This is a genomic window from Nonomuraea sp. NPDC026600 (assembly GCF_040638335.1).
Lineage (GTDB): Bacteria > Actinomycetota > Actinomycetes > Streptosporangiales > Streptosporangiaceae > Nonomuraea.
The window spans coordinates 265,211-280,512 of the sequence record NZ_JBEZYD010000006.1; the positions used below are offsets into that span (position 1 = coordinate 265,211).

Here is a 15,302-nt window from a genome sequence, read left to right on the forward strand (position 1 = left end):
GTAGTGCCGATCAGGGGCGGTTAGCTCAGCGGTAGAGCACTCGCCTTACAAGCGAGGGGTCACTGGTTCGAACCCAGTACCGCCCACCTGAGGAAACGGCCCGCTTCCTTGATCGGAAACGGGCCGTGGGTGTCTAACTGGGTGACTAAGGGTGCTCCGGCAGCGGGAAGATGCTGTCCATGGCGGTCGCTCCCTCTTGGATGACGGGCCTGATCTGGTGGCGATAAACGGTCTCGGTCACCACCGTGTTGGAGTGACCGACGAGACGTGAGATGTCTTCGATCGGAATGTCATGGTCGGAGAGCAGGGACACGAAGCTGTGCCGCAGCTCACGAGGCGCCCACTCCGCGCCGGTGAGTCCTGCACTATCGAGAACCTTCCTGAAGTCACGGCGAACGTTATGGGCCGTCATCGCGGTTCCGCTGTTTGTCGAGAACACCAGCTCGCGCTCGTCGTCCTGTTCCTCTTTGAGAGACCTCAGCGCTTCCACGCAGCGTTTGGGCAGGGCCAGACTTCGGCGGGACTTCCGTGTCTTGGTGTCCCCCTTCTTCCTCACCGAGCGCCAGACGTAGATGGCGAAGCTGTCGTGGTCCCATCCAATCTCGGAGACCGGGCGCCACGCCTTGGTCTTCTGGTCGTAGGCGACTACGTGGCTCCATTGGATCGCCCTAACTTCCTCCGTTCGTACGCCTGAAAGCAGGGAAACCACGATGTACGCACGGATGCGGGGTCGTGCATCTTGCGCCGCTTTCAGCACGGCTTCCGCCTGGTTCATGGTTAGAGCCTTGGATGGGCGTCCCTCGCGGCCGTCGGGCACCTCGCACAGCTCCACGACGTTGCGCTTGACCTTGTCGCGACGCATGGCGTTCTTCATCGAGCGGTTGAGAATGCTGTGGATCAGCTTGAGCGAGCGCGTGCCCAGTGCGCTGGACTTGGCCATAAGCCAGCGGTCCACGTCTTCCACGGACAGATCCCTGAGCTTGCGGGCACCGAGACACGGGATGACGTGTTTGGTCGCGTAGGTCTGGTACATCTTCGCCGTGGACGAATCCAACCTTGGAATTCCGCTCTCCAGCCAGTAGGTAACCGCGGCGGCCACCGTGTAGTTGGTCGGGGCGATCGCGAGACCATCCTGATAGTTTCGAATGATCTCCTTTAGCTTCTCCTTGGCTTCGGTCTTGGTCTTGCCGGTTCCCTTTTTGACGATGCGCTTTCCGGCAGGGGTATAGCCCACCGTCAGCGTGGCAATCCAGCGCTGACGGCTTTCGTCCCAGCGGAGACCGCCGTCTCCCCTGCTGCGTCGTTTGGTCATCAGGTTGCTCCCTCTGCTTCCTTCTCCAGGAGGGCGATGTACTCGCGGATGCCGTTGGCAGTGATGAGGCGGGCGCGGCCCTGCTTGACCGACCGCAGGCGGCCCGTACGGATCTGGTCGTAGATCAGGCTTCGGCTCATGCGCAGCAGACGCATGGCGTCGGGCACGCGGTAGAGCTGGGCATCGTCGAGCGTGGCGGTACTCATGGCGGCGGTTTCTCCTCACCGGGGGTGGCAGGTCTGAGGGGGGTAGCCGTCCCAGCCGTCCCAGCCTCATTTGTGCTGGTCAGGCTGGGACGGCTTGTTTTGCTGGGACGGCTAAGCCGTCCCACGGTTGGAAGCCGTCCCGCTCTGACCTGCGATGACGAGGCTGGGACGGCTGGGACGGCTACCCCCCTCGAACAGCGGGATTTCGTTGGTGTTCGGGGTGTCCGGCGGTGTGGGCGCGGGGCAGTAGCGTGCCCACGCGTCGAGGAAATCGGCGCGCTGGTAGCCCTTGGCTTGGGTGCCGTCGGTGAAGCGGATGTTGGCTGAGCGGATGTCGTACTCACGCAGGATCACGCCGAGTTTCATCGCGGTCAGGCCGGTCGGCCCGTAGTCGGCCCAGGGTGCTTCGGGGTCGGCTTTGAGTCGTTCGATCAGGGCGGCGGTGGGCAGGGCGGGATCGGTGCGGAAGGCGGTGCGGCAGTCGGTCAGTAGCCGGATGCGGCCGGAAGTCTGGCCGTTGGCGTCGGCGTCGGCGGTGAGGGTGAGTACGGCGGTGCGTCCGCGGTCGGGCCAGTGGCCGGCGGCGTGGTCGGCCACGGCGATGAGGGGTTCCCAGGTGTCGGCGGCGCGGTCTTCGACGGGCATTTCGGGTTCGGCCTGTTCCAGGGTGGCCAGGTCGGCGCGGAGCCACGTGCGTAGGTCGGCGGCCAGTTGACGGAGGGCCGGCCGGTCGCGGCGGTGGCGGTAGGGGGAGACGGTTTCGCCGGGGGCGCGCCGGCGCATCCGGATGACGACGGCGCGGTCTTCGATGGTGTCGGGCATGGCGCCGATGCCGGCGAGCGCGGCCATGGCGAAGGTCGGGATGCTCTCCACGCGTCCGGTGTTGGCGTCGTAGCGTTTGGCGGGCCGGTTGCGCTGGTGGCCGGCGTTGAGCAGGCCGCGTAGGTCTTCGTTGCCGTCTGCTTTGGGGCCGAAGATGGTGTCGGCTTCGTCCACGAGCATGGTGGGCGGGTCGTCGGTGATCGAGCGGTAGACCGCGGCGGATGAGGAGTTGACGGTGATGAACGGCTCATGGCTGGTGGCCTCGACCACGTCCAAGAGCCGGGACTTGCCGCACCGCTTTTCCGGGGCGCGGATGACCAGGCGCGGGGCGTGCGCCCATGCCGGTTGGGCGTGGGTGGCGGCGATCCACAGCACGACGGCGTCGGCGGCCTCGGGGCTTGGCAGGATGACGTACCGGGTCAGCGCGGCCAGCAGCGCATCTAGCAGGGCGGCGCCGTGGTTGGCGGGTTGGTTCACGAGATCAGTGCTCCCAGGTGGGTGGTGCGGTCACGCGGCGAGGGTGCGGGGGCGGCGGGCGCCGTTCTTGAGTCCGGAGGCGATGGTGGCGCGCGTTTCGCCGGCGCTTAGCCCGATGTCGACCCCTCCCTGTTCAAGCAGGGTTGTGACCTCGACTTCGTCGAGCGCGCCGCCGGTGACGAGCTGCCCGAGGGCGGTGGCGGCCAGGTAGAGGGTGCGGTTGCGCTCACCGACGGGCGCGGCTGCCAGGCGTTCCAGCTCGCCGGTGATGGCGGCGCGCAGGAAGGCGCCGCGCCGGTCGCCGGGTAGATCCAGCCGGACGGGCTTGGCCGCCGCTCGGGGCGGGGCGACAAGCTGCTTGGACAGCCAGGGGGGCAGCGGGGCCGGGCGGCCGTTGTGAAGCACCTGATAGGTGCCGGTGCCGTCCGGCAGGTCCACGTGGCTGCCGGGTCCCAGGACGTAGCCGCCGTGCGCGCGGGTGTCGATCAGCCAGCCCAGCCCGTTGCCTTTGTCGCCCTCGGTGTTGGCGAGCCGTACGCCCTCGGGGGCGGTGTAGTACAGGTGGGTTCCGCCGCTGCGGGTCCGCACGGTGAACGTCTCGAACGGCAGGGGTTGTCCTGCACGCTCGCACAGCACGGCCAGTACATCCGCGCCCTCGGTCACCCCCGGCAGGTCCCAGGGGGGCGGGGGGCGAAGCCCCTCCATTCCGGGTTTCGGGGTGTCGAGGTCTATCACCACCAGGCCGGAGGGTCCGCACGCGATGCCGATGTTGTACGGGGCGCGCGCCCACCAGCGGCGGATCAGGCCGGGGTTGGTGGTGGCGTTGGCTTCCCAGCCGGTGAAGCCCTTGACCGGGGGCTTGTCGCCGATCGCGATAGGGAAGACGTGCCAGCCGCGGGCGGCGGCGGCCAGTGCGTAGCGGAGTTGATCGTGGGTGGTCATGAGCTCCCCCTGGTGCTGGCGACAGGGTTGAACAGTGAGGGGTGGCGGGTGGAGGCGTCGTGTTCGCCGGAGGAAGCGACGTCTCTGTCTCGATGTGAGGCGTCGGCTACAGCTGGAGGCGACGCGTCGCTTAGGGCCTGAGACGACGTGTCGTCCCTGGCCAGGTGCGACGCGTCCGGGAGATGGGTGAAGGTATCCCAGGCGCGGCCAACTACTCCCGAGCCGGGGAACAGGTCATCGAAGCTGTCACCGGACGCGGCGCCGAGCAGGTCGAACAGCCAGCGGCAGAAGGCGGCAGGTTTGGCGCCGATCACTCTTTCGGGCAGCGTGGTCATCGCCGAGACGCCGTGGACCAGGGAGTCCACCCGACGTGTCGGGTGGATCCCGAGCGACGGGTCTGAGGGACGACCTCCGGCGTAGATGACCGGTTCCCAGGCGTTCAGCGGCCAGCGGCTGGCGGTAGGGCGCTCTCCGCGGTGCCAGGCGGCCACCCGAACCTCTGGCGGGCACAGCGTCAAGACGGCCGGGAGGGCGGCGGCTGAGGTCGACAGCGCCCACCCGTCGTAGGTGGTCAGGTGGCGGATCAGCGCGGCATGATCGACCTCTCCGGCATAGTCGCGGTGCCCGCGATATAGCCGCGCGTTGCCTGGGTAGGGCGGGTCAGCGTAGGCCAGCCGTAGCGGGCGGCCGAGCGCGACGGGTTGGCCAGCGCCGACCGTGCGGGTGAAGCGGTGGCGAGCCTGACGGCAGCGCACCGAGCAGCACACCGCATCTCGCCGGGCGGCGGCGGGGATGGGGCCAGAGCACCAGGCGCAGAGCCGTTGCCCGGCGTTGCCGAGGTCGCGCGACGCGTCGAGTTGCACCGTGGTGGAACCCGACGCGTCGCGTCCGTCGCCGACAGACGCGACGCGTCGGATAGTGCCGGTGGAACGCGACGCATCCGCTGCCGGGATGCCGTTCATGCGGCCTGCCCTTCGGGGTCGGGCGCGGCCAGGGCCAGAGTGGTACGGAGGTCGCCCAGCAGGACGGCGCCGGACGGGTGGCTATGGCGGTGGATGATGACGCCGTTGCGGCGAAGGGTGGCGGCCATGACGGAGGTTTCCCAGCCGAAGCGGGGGCCGTCGGGGCGCACCGGTAGCCGTCGGGTGATCTCGTGGAGCGGTAGTCGGGTTTCGCCGGCGAGGAATACGGCGGCCACCTTGGCGAGCATGGCCTGGTCGCCGGGGCGCGGTCGGATGATGGTGACCAGCTCGGGGGGAGGTGGGGGTGGCGGGGTCGGTGTTGGGGTGGGGCGGGGTCGTACGCCACACATCGGGCAGCAGCGGCGTGCGCCACCTTGGCGTTTGAGGGAGCGTTCACGGTTCCTGGTGCCGTCCCAGGTGCGGGCCAGCGTCCAGGTGATGCCAGCGGCTTTAACCACGGCCAGCAGGCGCGCGCCATGCCCTGCCTGGTGCTCGGCCAACCGGGCGTCCAGATCACTGGTCCACCCGATGTAGTGGCGGGCGTGCTTGTACGGGCGGGCGAAGTGCAGCAGGTAGACGGTTCCGGTCACGGTGATCTCCAGGTGCGGGGTATCGGTCAGCGGATGTTGAACAGGCGGACGCCGAGGCGGGTTCTGCGGCCGGTGCCGGTGCAGTCGGGGCAGTAGCCGTAGGAGTGGGCGAACAGGCGGCTACGGCGCTCGCCGGTGCCCTGGCAGCGGCGGCAGTCGGTGTAGGGGTGGCGCTTGAGGTTGGACCGGTAGAGCGCCACGAGGGTGAGCACGAGCACCACCGCGGCGGTCAGGCACATGGCGAGGTCGGCGAGCGTGTCGAGGATGGACGGGCCGGTCATGAGCCGACCTCGATCATGTAGGGGTCGCTGTAGCGGCGGCCGAGCTTGGTGAGGGTGACCAGGGCGGACGGCACCGCTACCTTGGCTTTGCGGCGGGCGCACGGGTCGCAGTGCCGGTCGATGGGCGCGTCGGTGATGTCGACCCAGATGGTGGCGCCGGCCCTGGGCAGCGCGTTGCAGCTCGTGCAGGTCCAGTGAGGGTCGATGCGTTGTTGCGCCTGGTAGACGCGGACAGTGCTTCCCTCATGCCAGGCGAGGTGGTCGCCGGGGATGGTCTGGGTGTAGGCGCACCGTTCGAGCCGGGCGAGGGTGTCGTTGTCGGTGCCGAGTTCGCCTCGTAGGAAGTCGGTCGGCAGCGAGCCGTGGACTCGAAGGTGTAGCAGCGCGAATGTGGCCGCCTCCAGGATCGTGGCGGCCTTCTTTCCCTGCGTGGTGATGTGGACGTTCAGTCTCTTCGGGTTGGTGGCGTCGCGTACGACGTCGGGGGCGGGCTCCCAGGCGCTGCCTCGTTCGCGGCCGGCGATGTAGCCGGAGTCGGCCAGGTCGCCGAGGTCGGCGGGCTCTGTGCTGGTGTGCTCGCACAGTTGGTCGGCGCGGAAGCCGACGCGGGTGGCGCTGGCGCTGTAGCTGCCGAGGTAGCGCATGATGCGCCACTGGGATGGGGTGAGCCGGAGAGGGTTGTTGATGACGGTCATGATGCTGGGGTGGTCCTTCCAAAAAGGGTGCGGGCAAGCTCGCGCGCACGGCTGCGCGTGGGATGCGCCCGCGAAAGTTTTTGATCTTGGCTTGAGGGGGCCACGAGGGGGGCCACGCCTCAGATGAAGGGGGGCCACGGATGGGCCACGGGTGGGGCCACGAGGGGGCCACGGTGGGGGGCCACGCGGCGTGGCCCCCGCGTTGACCTGTAAGTCCCTCCCCCAGCCCCCGCCCGTGGCCCCCTCCAGGGGGGCCACGGGATCAAGGAATTAGGGGAGTTCGGGCCGGTTGTCCATCAGGTAGCGGTGGCGGTCGTCGTCGTAGGCGCCGATGATGCCGGCCTCTGACAGTCGCTTCATCTGCTTCTGGATCCAGGCGCGGGAGATGTTGGTGGTTCCCCACAGCACCTTGAAGTCTCCGGTGCCGACGTCGCGGGCGCCGTCGTCCCACAGTTCGTGCAGGCGGGCCATGAGCGCCGCGCCGCGTTCCTCCGCTGTCATGGTGCGCTCGGGTGTGGCGAAGGTCAGCGGCGGCTCTCCTTCGGGGAAGTCGGTGATCTCGTCGTCGATGTCGGCGGACAGGTCGGGGTCGGGGTCGTCGGTGGCCAGGTATTCGGTGGCGACGTTGCGCACCTCCTCATCGTCGTCGGGGCCGTCGTCGTCGCCGGCGGGGTCGTCGTGGATGGTGGGCAGCGGGCCGGGGGTGGCCAGCGCGGAGGCCGACAGGCGCGACAGCGTCGCGGTCATCGGGTCGATCTGCTTGTGGACGGCGGGGAAGGCGGCGGCGTGGGCGCGCATCTGGGCGTTGGCCTGTTCGTCGTCGAACGTGCCGGCCGGGGTCAGGCCCCAGGCGAAGGTACGCATCGGCATGGTGATCCGGTCATCGGGGATGGAGGGGGCGTCCAGGTAGGCCATGCCGGGCTGCTTGTTGCTCCACAGCTCGGGCCGGCATCCGGCGTCTTCCTGGGCTTCGGACAGGCCGAAGGTGGCGTCGGCGGCCGAATCGACGCCGAAGCACATCTTGGCCAGTTGGCCGCGGGCGATGGTGGGCATCTGCGTCCAGTCGCTGCGCTGCAGCGACAGCACCACGGTTCCGCCGGCGCTGCGAATCGCCTTGATCAGCGACAGGAACCGGTCCTGCTCCTTCTCAGACAGGGCGTCGTAGATGTCGGGGAACTCCTCCAGCCACAGCACCCAGTAGGTCAGTCCGCACCCTTCGGCCCACTTTTGCAGGCCCATGCCGGACAGCAGGTCGGTGCGCGGCTTGACCTTGGCCTGCATCTCATTCAGCAGGGCCTTGGCGCCCTCCTTGGTGGTCTCCAGGCGGTGCAGGGCGGCCTTGAGCGGGCCGAGAGTCTGCTCACCCTTGGTGATGTCGATGGCGAACACGGCCACATCGCTTCGGGTGACGATCTCGGCCAGGAAGTTCCAGGCGCCGCCGATGGATTTGCCGGCGCCGGTCTTGCCCATGATCTGCAGATGGTGACCGACGATGACGTAGGCGACTTCGTCCAGGTCCTGCCACAGGCCGCAGCGCAGCGGCTCAGCGATGGAGGCGCCGACGCGTGAGGGGCCGGGCCAGATGATCGGGCGCTTCATCACTCGCGGGTCGGAGATGACCACGCTGGCTTTGGAAGCGTCGTCGGGGTCGATGCTGGTGGTGATCGAACCGGGCGGAAGGCCGATCCCGGATTCGACGTAGGGGACCTTCTTTTGCAGGTCATCGGCAATCTGCCGGCCTTCGTCAAGCTGGACTTCGCCGGTCACCTTGTGCGCGGTGGCCTGGATGGTGCGGGCCTGGACGGCGGGCATGCCGGCCTTTTCGGTGCCGCGGCCGAACAGGAACGCCAGAGGGTCAGCCGCCGCGGCGTTGATGTCGATCTGCTTGGCGCGGATGACGGTGCGGATGTTGAACGACAGCGCGAATGCCACCCCGCCGATCAGGATCAGCCGGCCGGTGACGGTGGTGGCGGGGCCGTTGATGGTGGCCGCGCACACCCACAGCCCGCCGGCCAGCGTGGTCAGCGTGGTGTGCACCCGTCCGCTCAGGCTGCGGGCGTGCGACTGGCGCCAGGTCAGCGCGGTGAGGGCGAGCACGGACGTGATGATCAGCGCGGTGGTCCAGGCGACGGTTTGCGGGTCGTCACTGGCCAGCGTGAAGTGGAAGGCGGCGCCCAGGCCGAACAGCAGGACGCCGATCAGCCAGGGCGGGAAGTACAGCAGCGCCTTGGACACCTCGCGGGTGGCCACCTGCTCCCAGGAGGAGGAGTCCGGGACCGCGGGCAGCACAGCGGGCAGCGGCGTCTTGGTGGTGATACGGCCGGCCATCAGGCTCCCTCATTCCAGTTGAAGTCGCTGCGCCGCTTTTCAGGCTTGGCCTGGGGCAGCACCTCGACGAACTCCTTGCGGAACTGGGCGTGGAACTTCACCAGCTCCACCCCCACCCCGCGCTGCAGCTCGGCGGCGCGCTTGAGCCGCTTGACCACGCGGCGGGCGCGCCGGCGCACGTCCGGGGCGCCGAACACGCTCAGCACCGGGTGGCCCTTGAAGCTGCGGATCAGCACCTCATACAGCTCATCGCTGCCGAGAGCGAACTCTTCGCCGAGGTCGCGGGAGAGGTTGCGGCCGACCTGGGCGTAACGGGTGATCGCTGTGGGGCCGGCCCATGGGATGTTCGACAGCTCCGGGATCCGGCTACGGCCGGGCTTGGCGCCGTTGGAGGCGTTGTCGGTGGTCACGAGGGGTCTCCTTCGGCGGGAGAGGCATCGTCGTCGTCCCGGTCGGCGTCGTCGGTGGGCCGGGGGGTGCGGGTTTCGTGTACGGCTTGGCGCAGCAGGGCGGCCAGGTAGACCAGGCGGCGGGTGCCGAGCATGGCGGTCACCAGCGCGTCAGCGGCGCCGAACAGCAGCCCCGCGAACGCTCCCAGCCGGGCCAGGCACGGCTGGACCAGCCAGCCGAGCACGGCGCCGTACAGCCACCAGCGGCAGCCGTACGCGTCCGGGATCAGCGCGTACACCAGCAGCAGGGCGGCCACCGCCCGACAGGCGCGCGCCCACGCGAGTCGTACGTACGGGGCGGGCGTCGATGGGGCGGTGTGAGCCGTACGCGGCGGGGCGTCGGTGACGACGTACACGGTGCGAGGTTCGGACATCACCATCACCGCCCCCCGCGCCGCGTACGGCCACCCGTACGGGTGGCGCCGTCCGTAGGGACGGTGGGCGGACGCGACAGCCGTACGGCCAGCACGCCGAGCCAGGCGCGGATCAGCGGGGCGGCGATCAGTCCGGCGGTGAAGCCGGACAGCCACAGCGCCACCGAGGGCGGCCACGGAGCCAGCAGGCCGACCAGCAGCCCGACCAGGGTCGATAGCACGGCCAGCGTGAACAGATGCCCGACCAGCATTTCCAGGGTGTTGCGGCGGCGGCTCATCGGGCCACCTCGCCCTCACCGGCGCCATGGCCGGCATGCTGGTCGGTGTCGGTGTCGGTGTCGGTGTCGGCGTCGTGGGAGCTGGTCAGGGTATGCGGCTCGTCACGGGCGGCCAGTGCCCGCGCGTCCCGTACGGCCTTCTCACACCACGAGCGGCGATAGCCCGAACGGGCCTCCATCCCGTCGTAGTCCGGCTCCCACCGGCTGCCGTTTGCTTCTGCCGTACGGATGCGCCGGGCGATATCGGCGATGAAGGCCGTACGGTCCACACGCTCCGTACGCTCCGTCTTGCCGGTGGGCGCGTCGTCGTGCTTGGCCGTACGGTCGGCCCGTACGGTGGCCAGTTCCACCACGCCCGTACGGGCGGCGGCCACCGCGCGCGGCGCCGAACCCGTACCGGGCGCGCTCGCTGCGTACGGCAGGCGGGTGAGTTCGTCCACCCGTACGGGGTCCCGCCGTACCGGCGCCGGACGGGAGAGCCCGTCCGTACCGGCGTCGGTGGCGTTCGGGGTCGGGGCGGGTGCCGGTGCGGGGTGGGCGTCGTCGCGGGCGCACAGGGCCATCAGGTGGGCCAGCGCGCCGAGCGCCACCGGCGGGACCATGCTGACCGCCACCACCAGCACCCACCGGGAGTTGCCCAGGTGCAGTACACCGGCTTCCAGGGCGTGATAGATGGCGTTGCCGATGACCGACACCACCACCGCGCCCACCGCGTGGATCAGCGCATGCCGGCGCGTTTCGGCGCTGTACTTGGCGTTGACGGTGATCCGGGTGGCCACCGCGCCGTAGGCGTCCACGCACAGCGGCAGCAGCCACGACAACGAGATCTCGATACCGCCGGGCAGGTGCAGGGAAGCATCCCAGCCGGCCAGGCGTCCGAGTCCGGCTTGGGCGGTGAAGGAGGCGATGACCGCGGCGGCGGCCACGACGCCGACACCGCCGATCGTCCACCAGTCGCGCCGGGTGATGGTCTTCACGCGATCACCGCCGGGTGAACCGAGTAATGCAGCACGACGGAGTTGCCGCGCAGGTGCTCGGGGATGCGCTCCTTCAGCACATGCGTCAGCAGGTCGCTATGGCGCATGCCGACCGGAACGATCAGATCGTGGCTAGTGGTGGAAAACTCCCCACGGCCACTCTGCACGGTGACGAGGACGCACAGGGCGCGGGTGGCCTGCTGGGGGCCGGCGCCGTTGGTGGACGGGGCATTGCTCGCGGTGCCGGTCGGGGTGTTGGTCGGGGTGGTCATGCGGCGCTCCTTTCAGCGCAGTCGTTGCAGGTGCCGAGGTGGCGGGCCAGCACGTAGCCGACGTCTCGCGTGCAGGCGGGGCAGGTGCGGCGGGCGGCCAGGGCCTTGCCCAGCGCGTGCAGTTGACGCGGGGTGGCGGTGCGCTTGGGCAGGGCCAGGCGCACGTCGTACAGGTAGGCCGCGCGCACCCCGCCGGACGCGTGGTAGCGGCGCGAGCTCCACAAGATCTGGCCCTGCACCTCCTGACCGCCGGGGCGAAGCCCCCGCGCGGCCAACTGGCGCATGGTCAGCAGGTGGGCGGGCGCCATCTGCCACGGCCACGAGGGCAGCCCGTGCCGTTGGCCGGTCGGGTCGAAGAAGCGGGCCAAGGTGCGGCTCATCGGCCCTCACCGGCCTCAGCGAGGCGGGCGCGGATGGTGGCGGCGCTCTCGGCGGCCAGGACGGCAAGCCGGTCCATCGCCGCAGCCTCAGCGGCCAGATCAGCACCCGCGCCGGCCAGGGCGAACCACACCCGGTCATCGGCCAGGGTGAGGAACAACGAACTGCCGTCCTCACTGGCCCGCAAGCGCATCTCGCCGGGGCGCGGGTCATAGACCGCGATACCGGCCTGAACGTGACTCATGAACGTTTCTCCTCTCCTGGTCAGGCGGCCGACTGGGAACGGGCGAGCATGCGGCACACCCCGCATCGGCGGGTGAAGCCCGCGGCGTGGGTGTGGCAGAGCTGCACCTGGAATGCCATCGGCCCGCACGCCGGGCAGGTGGTGGCGGTGTGGTGGGTCCGGTTGCAGTCCGAGCACTGGAAGCGGGCCATCACTGGCCCCCGTCCTGCTGGGTGGTGGCCCAGTCCGGGGCCGGGCCGAAGCTCGCGGCCAGGGCGTTGCCCAGTGCCACCCACAGCGCCCACGCCTCATCGGCGGACATTCCGGCGCGGCTGTTGCCCACGCACGCATACACCTGGTAGGCGCCGCCGGTGCGTACGGTGATGCGCGTGGTCCCGGACTTGTTCCACGGCGCGGGCGCGGTGACCGAGAAGTAGCGCACGTCCATCAGGCCACCTCCAGCGAACCCGAGGGCGCCGGTGCGGACAGCGCGCGCAGCTCCTCAGCGGTCAGTCCCGCCCACACCCCCGCCGCCGGGCGGACGTCCAGGGCGAAGAACAGGCACGAGGCCAGCACGGGGCATTGCTGGCACACCTCGCGGGCCACTTGCTCACGCGCGGCCCGCTCGTCGGCGGGCTCGTCGGTGAAGGCGTCCGGGCCGGTGTGCAGCTCTGGGTCCAACCCACACGCCGCCTCATCGGCCAGATGGCGCGGCATGACCTCGGTGAGGTCAGCCAGCAACGCCAACGCCGGGTGGGAGACAGCGGGGCGGCGGCCGGTCATCGGCTGCCCTTACCGTTTGCGGCGCCGTTGTTGCCCTGGCAGATCGGGCACGGGTACGGGCCGGAAGCGGGATTCCAGATCGTGCCGTTGCGGCAGTCGGACGTGCAGTAGTCCGACTTGGTCGCGCCGCCGAAGCGGGTCATCATGGTGGTGCTCCTCTGTGGAGTCGAGGGGGCGGCTCGTGTCTTGGCGGATGTAGGCCGCCCCTGGGGGCTTTACGGATCAGCGCTGGACGACGGGCTTGTCCAGATCGCGATGGTGCAGGGTGACCGACAGGCCGACCCGGCGTAGCCGGTTGGCCAGATGCTGAGCGAAGACCGGGGCGCGGTGCCGACCACCAGCGCAGCCATCGGCCACGGTGACGGGGCCGGCGCTCGGGCCGGACAGGAACGCGGCCACCGCAGTGACGGTGGCCTCCAACAGGTCGGCGATGCCGGGCGTGCCCAGCACCGTGGTACGCACCGGCTCATCGTGCGCGGTCATGTAGCGCAGCTCGGGCGACACGTGCGGGTCCTTGAAGTGGTGCCGCAGGTCGATGGTCAGATGCGCGGGCGGCGGCTCACCGTGCAGATAGCCGAACGAAACGATCTCAACGGCAGGCATCCGGTCGGCGCCTAACCGAGGTTGCCAGCGAACGACGCCAGAGCGTCGGCGATCGCCATCAACCCGTTGAAGGCGTGGGCGGTGATGACGGCGGCCTTGTCCGGCTGTCGCACGACGAACACCAGAGCGAGGCCAGCGAGCACGAACAGCAGGAAGCGACGCATGGGTTTGCGGTCGGAGTACATGGAGTAGATCCCCTCTTCTGAGTGACAGGGCAGTTGTGGGGGCGAAGGGGGGCGGCCTGTGGCCTGGTAGGCAGGGCCGTCCCGAGTGCGCAGGGTCGTGCCCTGCGCGGGCCGCCTTTTCGTGGGAGGCGGTGACCCGTGAAGTTGTCAGACACCGAATGCGTTCGGCCCGTCGGTCGAAGCGGTTTCGTCAGCGTCGGCGCGCGATCCCGTCGGGCCGCCTTCCGGTTGCTTCCGGTGACCCGTCCGGGGGGACCGGGTCACAGGCAGCAGCGTATACGTAACTTCGTATACGCACAAGCCCTGGGTATACGATGATGCGTATACGCTGGAAGGTGCCACCGAAGAGCAGTTGAAGGGATGATCGTCAGTGCCAGAGCCGGCCTACGTCCGCATCGCAGGCGAGTACGCCCGACGTATTCGCGGGGGGGAACTTCCTCCCGGTATGCAACTACCGAGCCATGCCGAGATCGCCCAGAAGAACGGCGTGTCGGACATCGTGGTTCGGAAGGCTCTCGAACTGCTCCTGAGTCAGGGGCTCGTTCGATCCGTCAGGCGACGGGGCACCTTCGTCGCTGATCGACCCAACCTCGTCCGGGTCTCTCCTGAGCGCCAGATGGAATCTGCTGAGCGCACGTTCCGGAACGAAACCGATCGAGACATCCACGTAGAACGCGAGACTGAGGAGATCCCCGCCACCAGCGAACTTGCTGAGGCTCTCGGCCTCGCGGAAGGGGAAATGATCGCTTACGTCATCACCAGGGCCGTCGAGGACGGTCGGCCAATCTCGATCTCGGACACCTACCACCCGGTGGATGTTGCCGACGTGTCGGGGGCCGACTTCCTGGAAGAGACTGTCTCTGACCAGCTACCGGAGCCGGCGCATGCCGATTGGCTTCGTACAACTCCCGGCGATCTCGTCAAGACGGTCCAGCAGCGGTTTCTCTCCGCAGACGGTCGGATCATCATGATTTCCAAGGTGTCGTACCCACGAGATCGCTACGACGCATTCGTGTTCCGCATGGCTCTCAAGTAGGAAGGAAAAGGAAAAGGGGGGCCGTTGGCCCCCCTTTTTTTGCTGCGTCCTCAGTTTCGAACCCAGATCTGCGCGACGTCCGCCTCCGTCCACCACGAAACGAAGTGTGGATCTACTGACTCCAACCTCCAGCGGGCCGACAGGGCATCAAAGAACGCATCGTTGCCGGTCTTGCCGCCCTTCGGCTCTCCGATGTAGATGAGCCGTTCGCCCCCTGCCTTTTCGAACAAGGTCAACGCCTCGGACGACATTTTGTCCCCCCAGCCGGGCGGCCAGCAGAGGAACAGCACATAATCCGCCGTCCGAACACGAGCCGCGAACTCATCTAGATCACCGACGGGATACCACACGTCAGTCTGTCCGGCGGCTTCAACGAAAGAGAGATTATGGGTCTTGTTCGGTGGTTCCAGATCGTATGCCTCAACGACCAACCCAGAGCGAGACAACTGCGCTGCCCAATATCCCCTACCTGCTCCAAGCTCCACGATTGGGAGATCAGCGCAAAAACTGGACACCCATTCGATGGTCTGCGGGGAAGGTACCGCGTATGCGTAAGTCGCCTGCAAAGTCATCTGTGCAAAGGCGAGTCGCGCGCTTCCTTCCGCTCGACCGCCGTTCACCACGCGGCGGCCCTCGTGTTCGAACACGAACGGCTCAACGATGTCCCAGTAGGGGTTCGTGCTCACAGTGCTTCCGCCGGTCATATAGTGCACGAACCGCAAATCGAACGCCCCGTCGGCTTCAACGTTGCCCGTTCCCGACAGCCTTGCCGCCATATCCAGGTATTCGGCCACCTTGGGATACTCGGCCTGGAGTCGCTGCTCATCGTTCAGCAGCGCAGTAAGTTCATTCCATCGTGCTGATGTCATGGTCACCTGAGCCATGCAGGCAAGTTTCTCGCACCGAGCCCGCCAGCGCCACGCTTCCCTTGGGGTGTCTAACTGGGTGACAACGACGGAAGGCGATCACGGACGTAGGCGGACGTTGGTGGACGGTCCGAGGCGGGCCGTAAGGCCGATACCAGTGGTCGAGCATGCGTTCGATTTGGCTTACAAGCGAGGGGTCACTGGTTCGATACCAGTACCGCCCACCAGCACACGAAGCCCGGTAGCGATCTTGCTGCCGGGCT

The 15,302-nt window shown here is 68.4% G+C and carries 24 protein-coding genes and 1 tRNA gene; 2 read left to right on the forward strand and 23 right to left on the reverse strand.

All coding sequences use genetic code 11. The annotated features are described in order from the left end of the window. Positions 1-14 precede the first annotated feature (14 nt). Positions 15-86 (forward strand) — tRNA-Val (locus tag AB0F17_RS16950). A 59-nt stretch (positions 87-145) separates the two neighbouring features. On the opposite strand, the gene AB0F17_RS16955 is transcribed toward AB0F17_RS16950, so the two are convergent. The 22 genes from AB0F17_RS16955 to AB0F17_RS17060 all read right to left on the reverse strand — a co-directional run bounded on the left by AB0F17_RS16955 (position 146) and on the right by AB0F17_RS17060 (position 13,137). Beyond that, the gene (locus tag AB0F17_RS16955) at positions 146-1,312 is read right to left on the reverse strand and encodes a tyrosine-type recombinase/integrase (protein ID WP_358023103.1); all 1,167 of its coding nucleotides are present in this window, start codon (positions 1,310-1,312) and stop codon (positions 146-148) included. After that, entirely contained in the window at positions 1,312-1,518 is a 207-nt protein-coding gene (locus AB0F17_RS16960; RefSeq protein WP_358023105.1) for a helix-turn-helix domain-containing protein, read from the reverse strand. Before AB0F17_RS16960 ends, AB0F17_RS16955 begins: the two co-directional genes overlap by 1 nt. 111 nt (positions 1,519-1,629) lie before the next feature. Then, positions 1,630-2,817, reverse strand: a complete 1,188-nt coding sequence (locus tag AB0F17_RS16965; protein WP_358023107.1) for a DUF3631 domain-containing protein — start codon at positions 2,815-2,817, stop codon at positions 1,630-1,632. A gap of 30 nt (positions 2,818-2,847) precedes the next feature. Then, a complete protein-coding gene (locus AB0F17_RS16970; protein ID WP_358023110.1) occupies positions 2,848-3,759 on the reverse strand; it encodes a bifunctional DNA primase/polymerase in 912 nt (303 codons plus the stop codon). Beyond that, on the reverse strand, positions 3,756-4,721 hold the full coding sequence (locus AB0F17_RS16975; RefSeq protein WP_358023113.1) for a hypothetical protein: 966 nt from the start codon (positions 4,719-4,721) through the stop codon (positions 3,756-3,758). The genes AB0F17_RS16970 and AB0F17_RS16975 overlap by 4 nt, the downstream gene beginning before the upstream one ends. Then, positions 4,718-5,311, reverse strand: a complete 594-nt coding sequence (locus tag AB0F17_RS16980; protein WP_358023116.1) for a hypothetical protein — start codon at positions 5,309-5,311, stop codon at positions 4,718-4,720. Before AB0F17_RS16980 ends, AB0F17_RS16975 begins: the two co-directional genes overlap by 4 nt. A gap of 26 nt (positions 5,312-5,337) precedes the next feature. Further along, complete coding sequence (locus tag AB0F17_RS16985; RefSeq protein WP_358023119.1) at positions 5,338-5,592, reverse strand: hypothetical protein; 255 nt, start codon at positions 5,590-5,592, stop codon at positions 5,338-5,340. Further along, positions 5,589-6,287 (reverse strand): hypothetical protein, encoded by a 699-nt coding sequence (locus AB0F17_RS16990; RefSeq protein WP_358023122.1) that lies wholly within the window; start codon positions 6,285-6,287, stop codon positions 5,589-5,591. Before AB0F17_RS16990 ends, AB0F17_RS16985 begins: the two co-directional genes overlap by 4 nt. Before the next feature lie 270 nt (positions 6,288-6,557). After that, the gene (locus AB0F17_RS16995; protein ID WP_358023124.1) at positions 6,558-8,615 is read right to left on the reverse strand and encodes a hypothetical protein; all 2,058 of its coding nucleotides are present in this window, start codon (positions 8,613-8,615) and stop codon (positions 6,558-6,560) included. Beyond that, entirely contained in the window at positions 8,615-9,025 is a 411-nt protein-coding gene (locus AB0F17_RS17000) for a hypothetical protein (RefSeq protein WP_358023127.1), read from the reverse strand. Before AB0F17_RS17000 ends, AB0F17_RS16995 begins: the two co-directional genes overlap by 1 nt. Continuing rightward, a complete protein-coding gene (locus AB0F17_RS17005; protein WP_358023130.1) occupies positions 9,022-9,438 on the reverse strand; it encodes a hypothetical protein in 417 nt (138 codons plus the stop codon). The genes AB0F17_RS17000 and AB0F17_RS17005 overlap by 4 nt, the downstream gene beginning before the upstream one ends. Positions 9,439-9,443: 5 nt before the next feature. Beyond that, the gene (locus tag AB0F17_RS17010) at positions 9,444-9,716 is read right to left on the reverse strand and encodes a hypothetical protein (RefSeq protein WP_358023133.1); all 273 of its coding nucleotides are present in this window, start codon (positions 9,714-9,716) and stop codon (positions 9,444-9,446) included. Continuing rightward, positions 9,713-10,693, reverse strand: a complete 981-nt coding sequence (locus AB0F17_RS17015) for a DUF2637 domain-containing protein (RefSeq protein ID WP_358023136.1) — start codon at positions 10,691-10,693, stop codon at positions 9,713-9,715. The genes AB0F17_RS17010 and AB0F17_RS17015 overlap by 4 nt, the downstream gene beginning before the upstream one ends. Next, positions 10,690-10,965 (reverse strand): hypothetical protein, encoded by a 276-nt coding sequence (locus AB0F17_RS17020; protein ID WP_358023139.1) that lies wholly within the window; start codon positions 10,963-10,965, stop codon positions 10,690-10,692. The genes AB0F17_RS17015 and AB0F17_RS17020 overlap by 4 nt, the downstream gene beginning before the upstream one ends. Beyond that, complete coding sequence (locus tag AB0F17_RS17025) at positions 10,962-11,345, reverse strand: RRQRL motif-containing zinc-binding protein (protein ID WP_358023142.1); 384 nt, start codon at positions 11,343-11,345, stop codon at positions 10,962-10,964. Before AB0F17_RS17025 ends, AB0F17_RS17020 begins: the two co-directional genes overlap by 4 nt. Then, complete coding sequence (locus AB0F17_RS17030) at positions 11,342-11,587, reverse strand: hypothetical protein (protein WP_358023145.1); 246 nt, start codon at positions 11,585-11,587, stop codon at positions 11,342-11,344. Before AB0F17_RS17030 ends, AB0F17_RS17025 begins: the two co-directional genes overlap by 4 nt. 20 nt (positions 11,588-11,607) lie before the next feature. Next, complete coding sequence (locus AB0F17_RS17035; protein ID WP_358023147.1) at positions 11,608-11,778, reverse strand: hypothetical protein; 171 nt, start codon at positions 11,776-11,778, stop codon at positions 11,608-11,610. Next, positions 11,778-12,014 carry a hypothetical protein gene (locus AB0F17_RS17040; RefSeq protein WP_358023150.1) on the reverse strand — a complete coding sequence of 79 codons (237 nt, stop codon included), beginning with the start codon at positions 12,012-12,014 and terminating at the stop codon, positions 11,778-11,780. The genes AB0F17_RS17035 and AB0F17_RS17040 overlap by 1 nt, the downstream gene beginning before the upstream one ends. Continuing rightward, the gene (locus tag AB0F17_RS17045; RefSeq protein WP_358023153.1) at positions 12,014-12,349 is read right to left on the reverse strand and encodes a WhiB family transcriptional regulator; all 336 of its coding nucleotides are present in this window, start codon (positions 12,347-12,349) and stop codon (positions 12,014-12,016) included. The genes AB0F17_RS17040 and AB0F17_RS17045 overlap by 1 nt, the downstream gene beginning before the upstream one ends. Next, entirely contained in the window at positions 12,346-12,495 is a 150-nt protein-coding gene (locus AB0F17_RS17050; RefSeq protein WP_358023156.1) for a hypothetical protein, read from the reverse strand. The genes AB0F17_RS17045 and AB0F17_RS17050 overlap by 4 nt, the downstream gene beginning before the upstream one ends. A 76-nt stretch (positions 12,496-12,571) precedes the next feature. Continuing rightward, positions 12,572-12,952: an RNase adapter RapZ gene (locus tag AB0F17_RS17055; RefSeq protein ID WP_358023159.1), complete on the reverse strand. Its 381-nt coding sequence runs from the start codon at positions 12,950-12,952 to the stop codon at positions 12,572-12,574. 11 nt (positions 12,953-12,963) lie between these two features. Further along, positions 12,964-13,137, reverse strand: a complete 174-nt coding sequence (locus tag AB0F17_RS17060) for a hypothetical protein (RefSeq protein ID WP_358023162.1) — start codon at positions 13,135-13,137, stop codon at positions 12,964-12,966. Positions 13,138-13,507: 370 nt separating this feature from the next. Here AB0F17_RS17060 and AB0F17_RS17065 point away from each other — a divergent pair, with 370 nt between their 5' ends. Next, positions 13,508-14,173, forward strand: coding sequence for a GntR family transcriptional regulator (locus AB0F17_RS17065; protein WP_358023165.1), 666 nt, complete (start codon positions 13,508-13,510; stop codon positions 14,171-14,173). Between the two features lie 50 nt (positions 14,174-14,223). Here the strand turns inward: AB0F17_RS17065 and AB0F17_RS17070 are convergent, their stop codons facing one another. Further along, entirely contained in the window at positions 14,224-15,057 is an 834-nt protein-coding gene (locus tag AB0F17_RS17070; RefSeq protein WP_358023167.1) for a hypothetical protein, read from the reverse strand. Positions 15,058-15,302 lie beyond the last annotated feature (245 nt).

Excerpts from the sequence above, each read along its gene's own strand:
- AB0F17_RS16955 (WP_358023103.1), bottom strand. The coding sequence starts at position 1,312 with ATGACCAAACGACGCAGCAGGGGAGACGGCGGTCTCCGCTGGGACGAA.
- AB0F17_RS16960 (WP_358023105.1), bottom strand. The coding sequence starts at position 1,518 with ATGAGTACCGCCACGCTCGACGATGCCCAGCTCTACCGCGTGCCCGAC.
- AB0F17_RS16970 (WP_358023110.1), bottom strand. The coding sequence starts at position 3,759 with ATGACCACCCACGATCAACTCCGCTACGCACTGGCCGCCGCCGCCCGC.
- AB0F17_RS16975 (WP_358023113.1), bottom strand. The coding sequence starts at position 4,721 with ATGAACGGCATCCCGGCAGCGGATGCGTCGCGTTCCACCGGCACTATC.
- AB0F17_RS16985 (WP_358023119.1), bottom strand. The coding sequence starts at position 5,592 with ATGACCGGCCCGTCCATCCTCGACACGCTCGCCGACCTCGCCATGTGC.
- AB0F17_RS16990 (WP_358023122.1), bottom strand. The coding sequence starts at position 6,287 with ATGACCGTCATCAACAACCCTCTCCGGCTCACCCCATCCCAGTGGCGC.
- AB0F17_RS16995 (WP_358023124.1), bottom strand. The coding sequence starts at position 8,615 with ATGGCCGGCCGTATCACCACCAAGACGCCGCTGCCCGCTGTGCTGCCC.
- AB0F17_RS17005 (WP_358023130.1), bottom strand. The coding sequence starts at position 9,438 with ATGTCCGAACCTCGCACCGTGTACGTCGTCACCGACGCCCCGCCGCGT.
- AB0F17_RS17010 (WP_358023133.1), bottom strand. The coding sequence starts at position 9,716 with ATGAGCCGCCGCCGCAACACCCTGGAAATGCTGGTCGGGCATCTGTTC.
- AB0F17_RS17020 (WP_358023139.1), bottom strand. The coding sequence starts at position 10,965 with ATGACCACCCCGACCAACACCCCGACCGGCACCGCGAGCAATGCCCCG.
- AB0F17_RS17025 (WP_358023142.1), bottom strand. The coding sequence starts at position 11,345 with ATGAGCCGCACCTTGGCCCGCTTCTTCGACCCGACCGGCCAACGGCAC.
- AB0F17_RS17030 (WP_358023145.1), bottom strand. The coding sequence starts at position 11,587 with ATGAGTCACGTTCAGGCCGGTATCGCGGTCTATGACCCGCGCCCCGGC.
- AB0F17_RS17035 (WP_358023147.1), bottom strand. The coding sequence starts at position 11,778 with ATGGCCCGCTTCCAGTGCTCGGACTGCAACCGGACCCACCACACCGCC.
- AB0F17_RS17040 (WP_358023150.1), bottom strand. The coding sequence starts at position 12,014 with ATGGACGTGCGCTACTTCTCGGTCACCGCGCCCGCGCCGTGGAACAAG.
- AB0F17_RS17045 (WP_358023153.1), bottom strand. The coding sequence starts at position 12,349 with ATGACCGGCCGCCGCCCCGCTGTCTCCCACCCGGCGTTGGCGTTGCTG.
- AB0F17_RS17050 (WP_358023156.1), bottom strand. The coding sequence starts at position 12,495 with ATGATGACCCGCTTCGGCGGCGCGACCAAGTCGGACTACTGCACGTCC.
- AB0F17_RS17055 (WP_358023159.1), bottom strand. The coding sequence starts at position 12,952 with ATGCCTGCCGTTGAGATCGTTTCGTTCGGCTATCTGCACGGTGAGCCG.
- AB0F17_RS17060 (WP_358023162.1), bottom strand. The coding sequence starts at position 13,137 with ATGTACTCCGACCGCAAACCCATGCGTCGCTTCCTGCTGTTCGTGCTC.
- AB0F17_RS17070 (WP_358023167.1), bottom strand. The coding sequence starts at position 15,057 with ATGGCTCAGGTGACCATGACATCAGCACGATGGAATGAACTTACTGCG.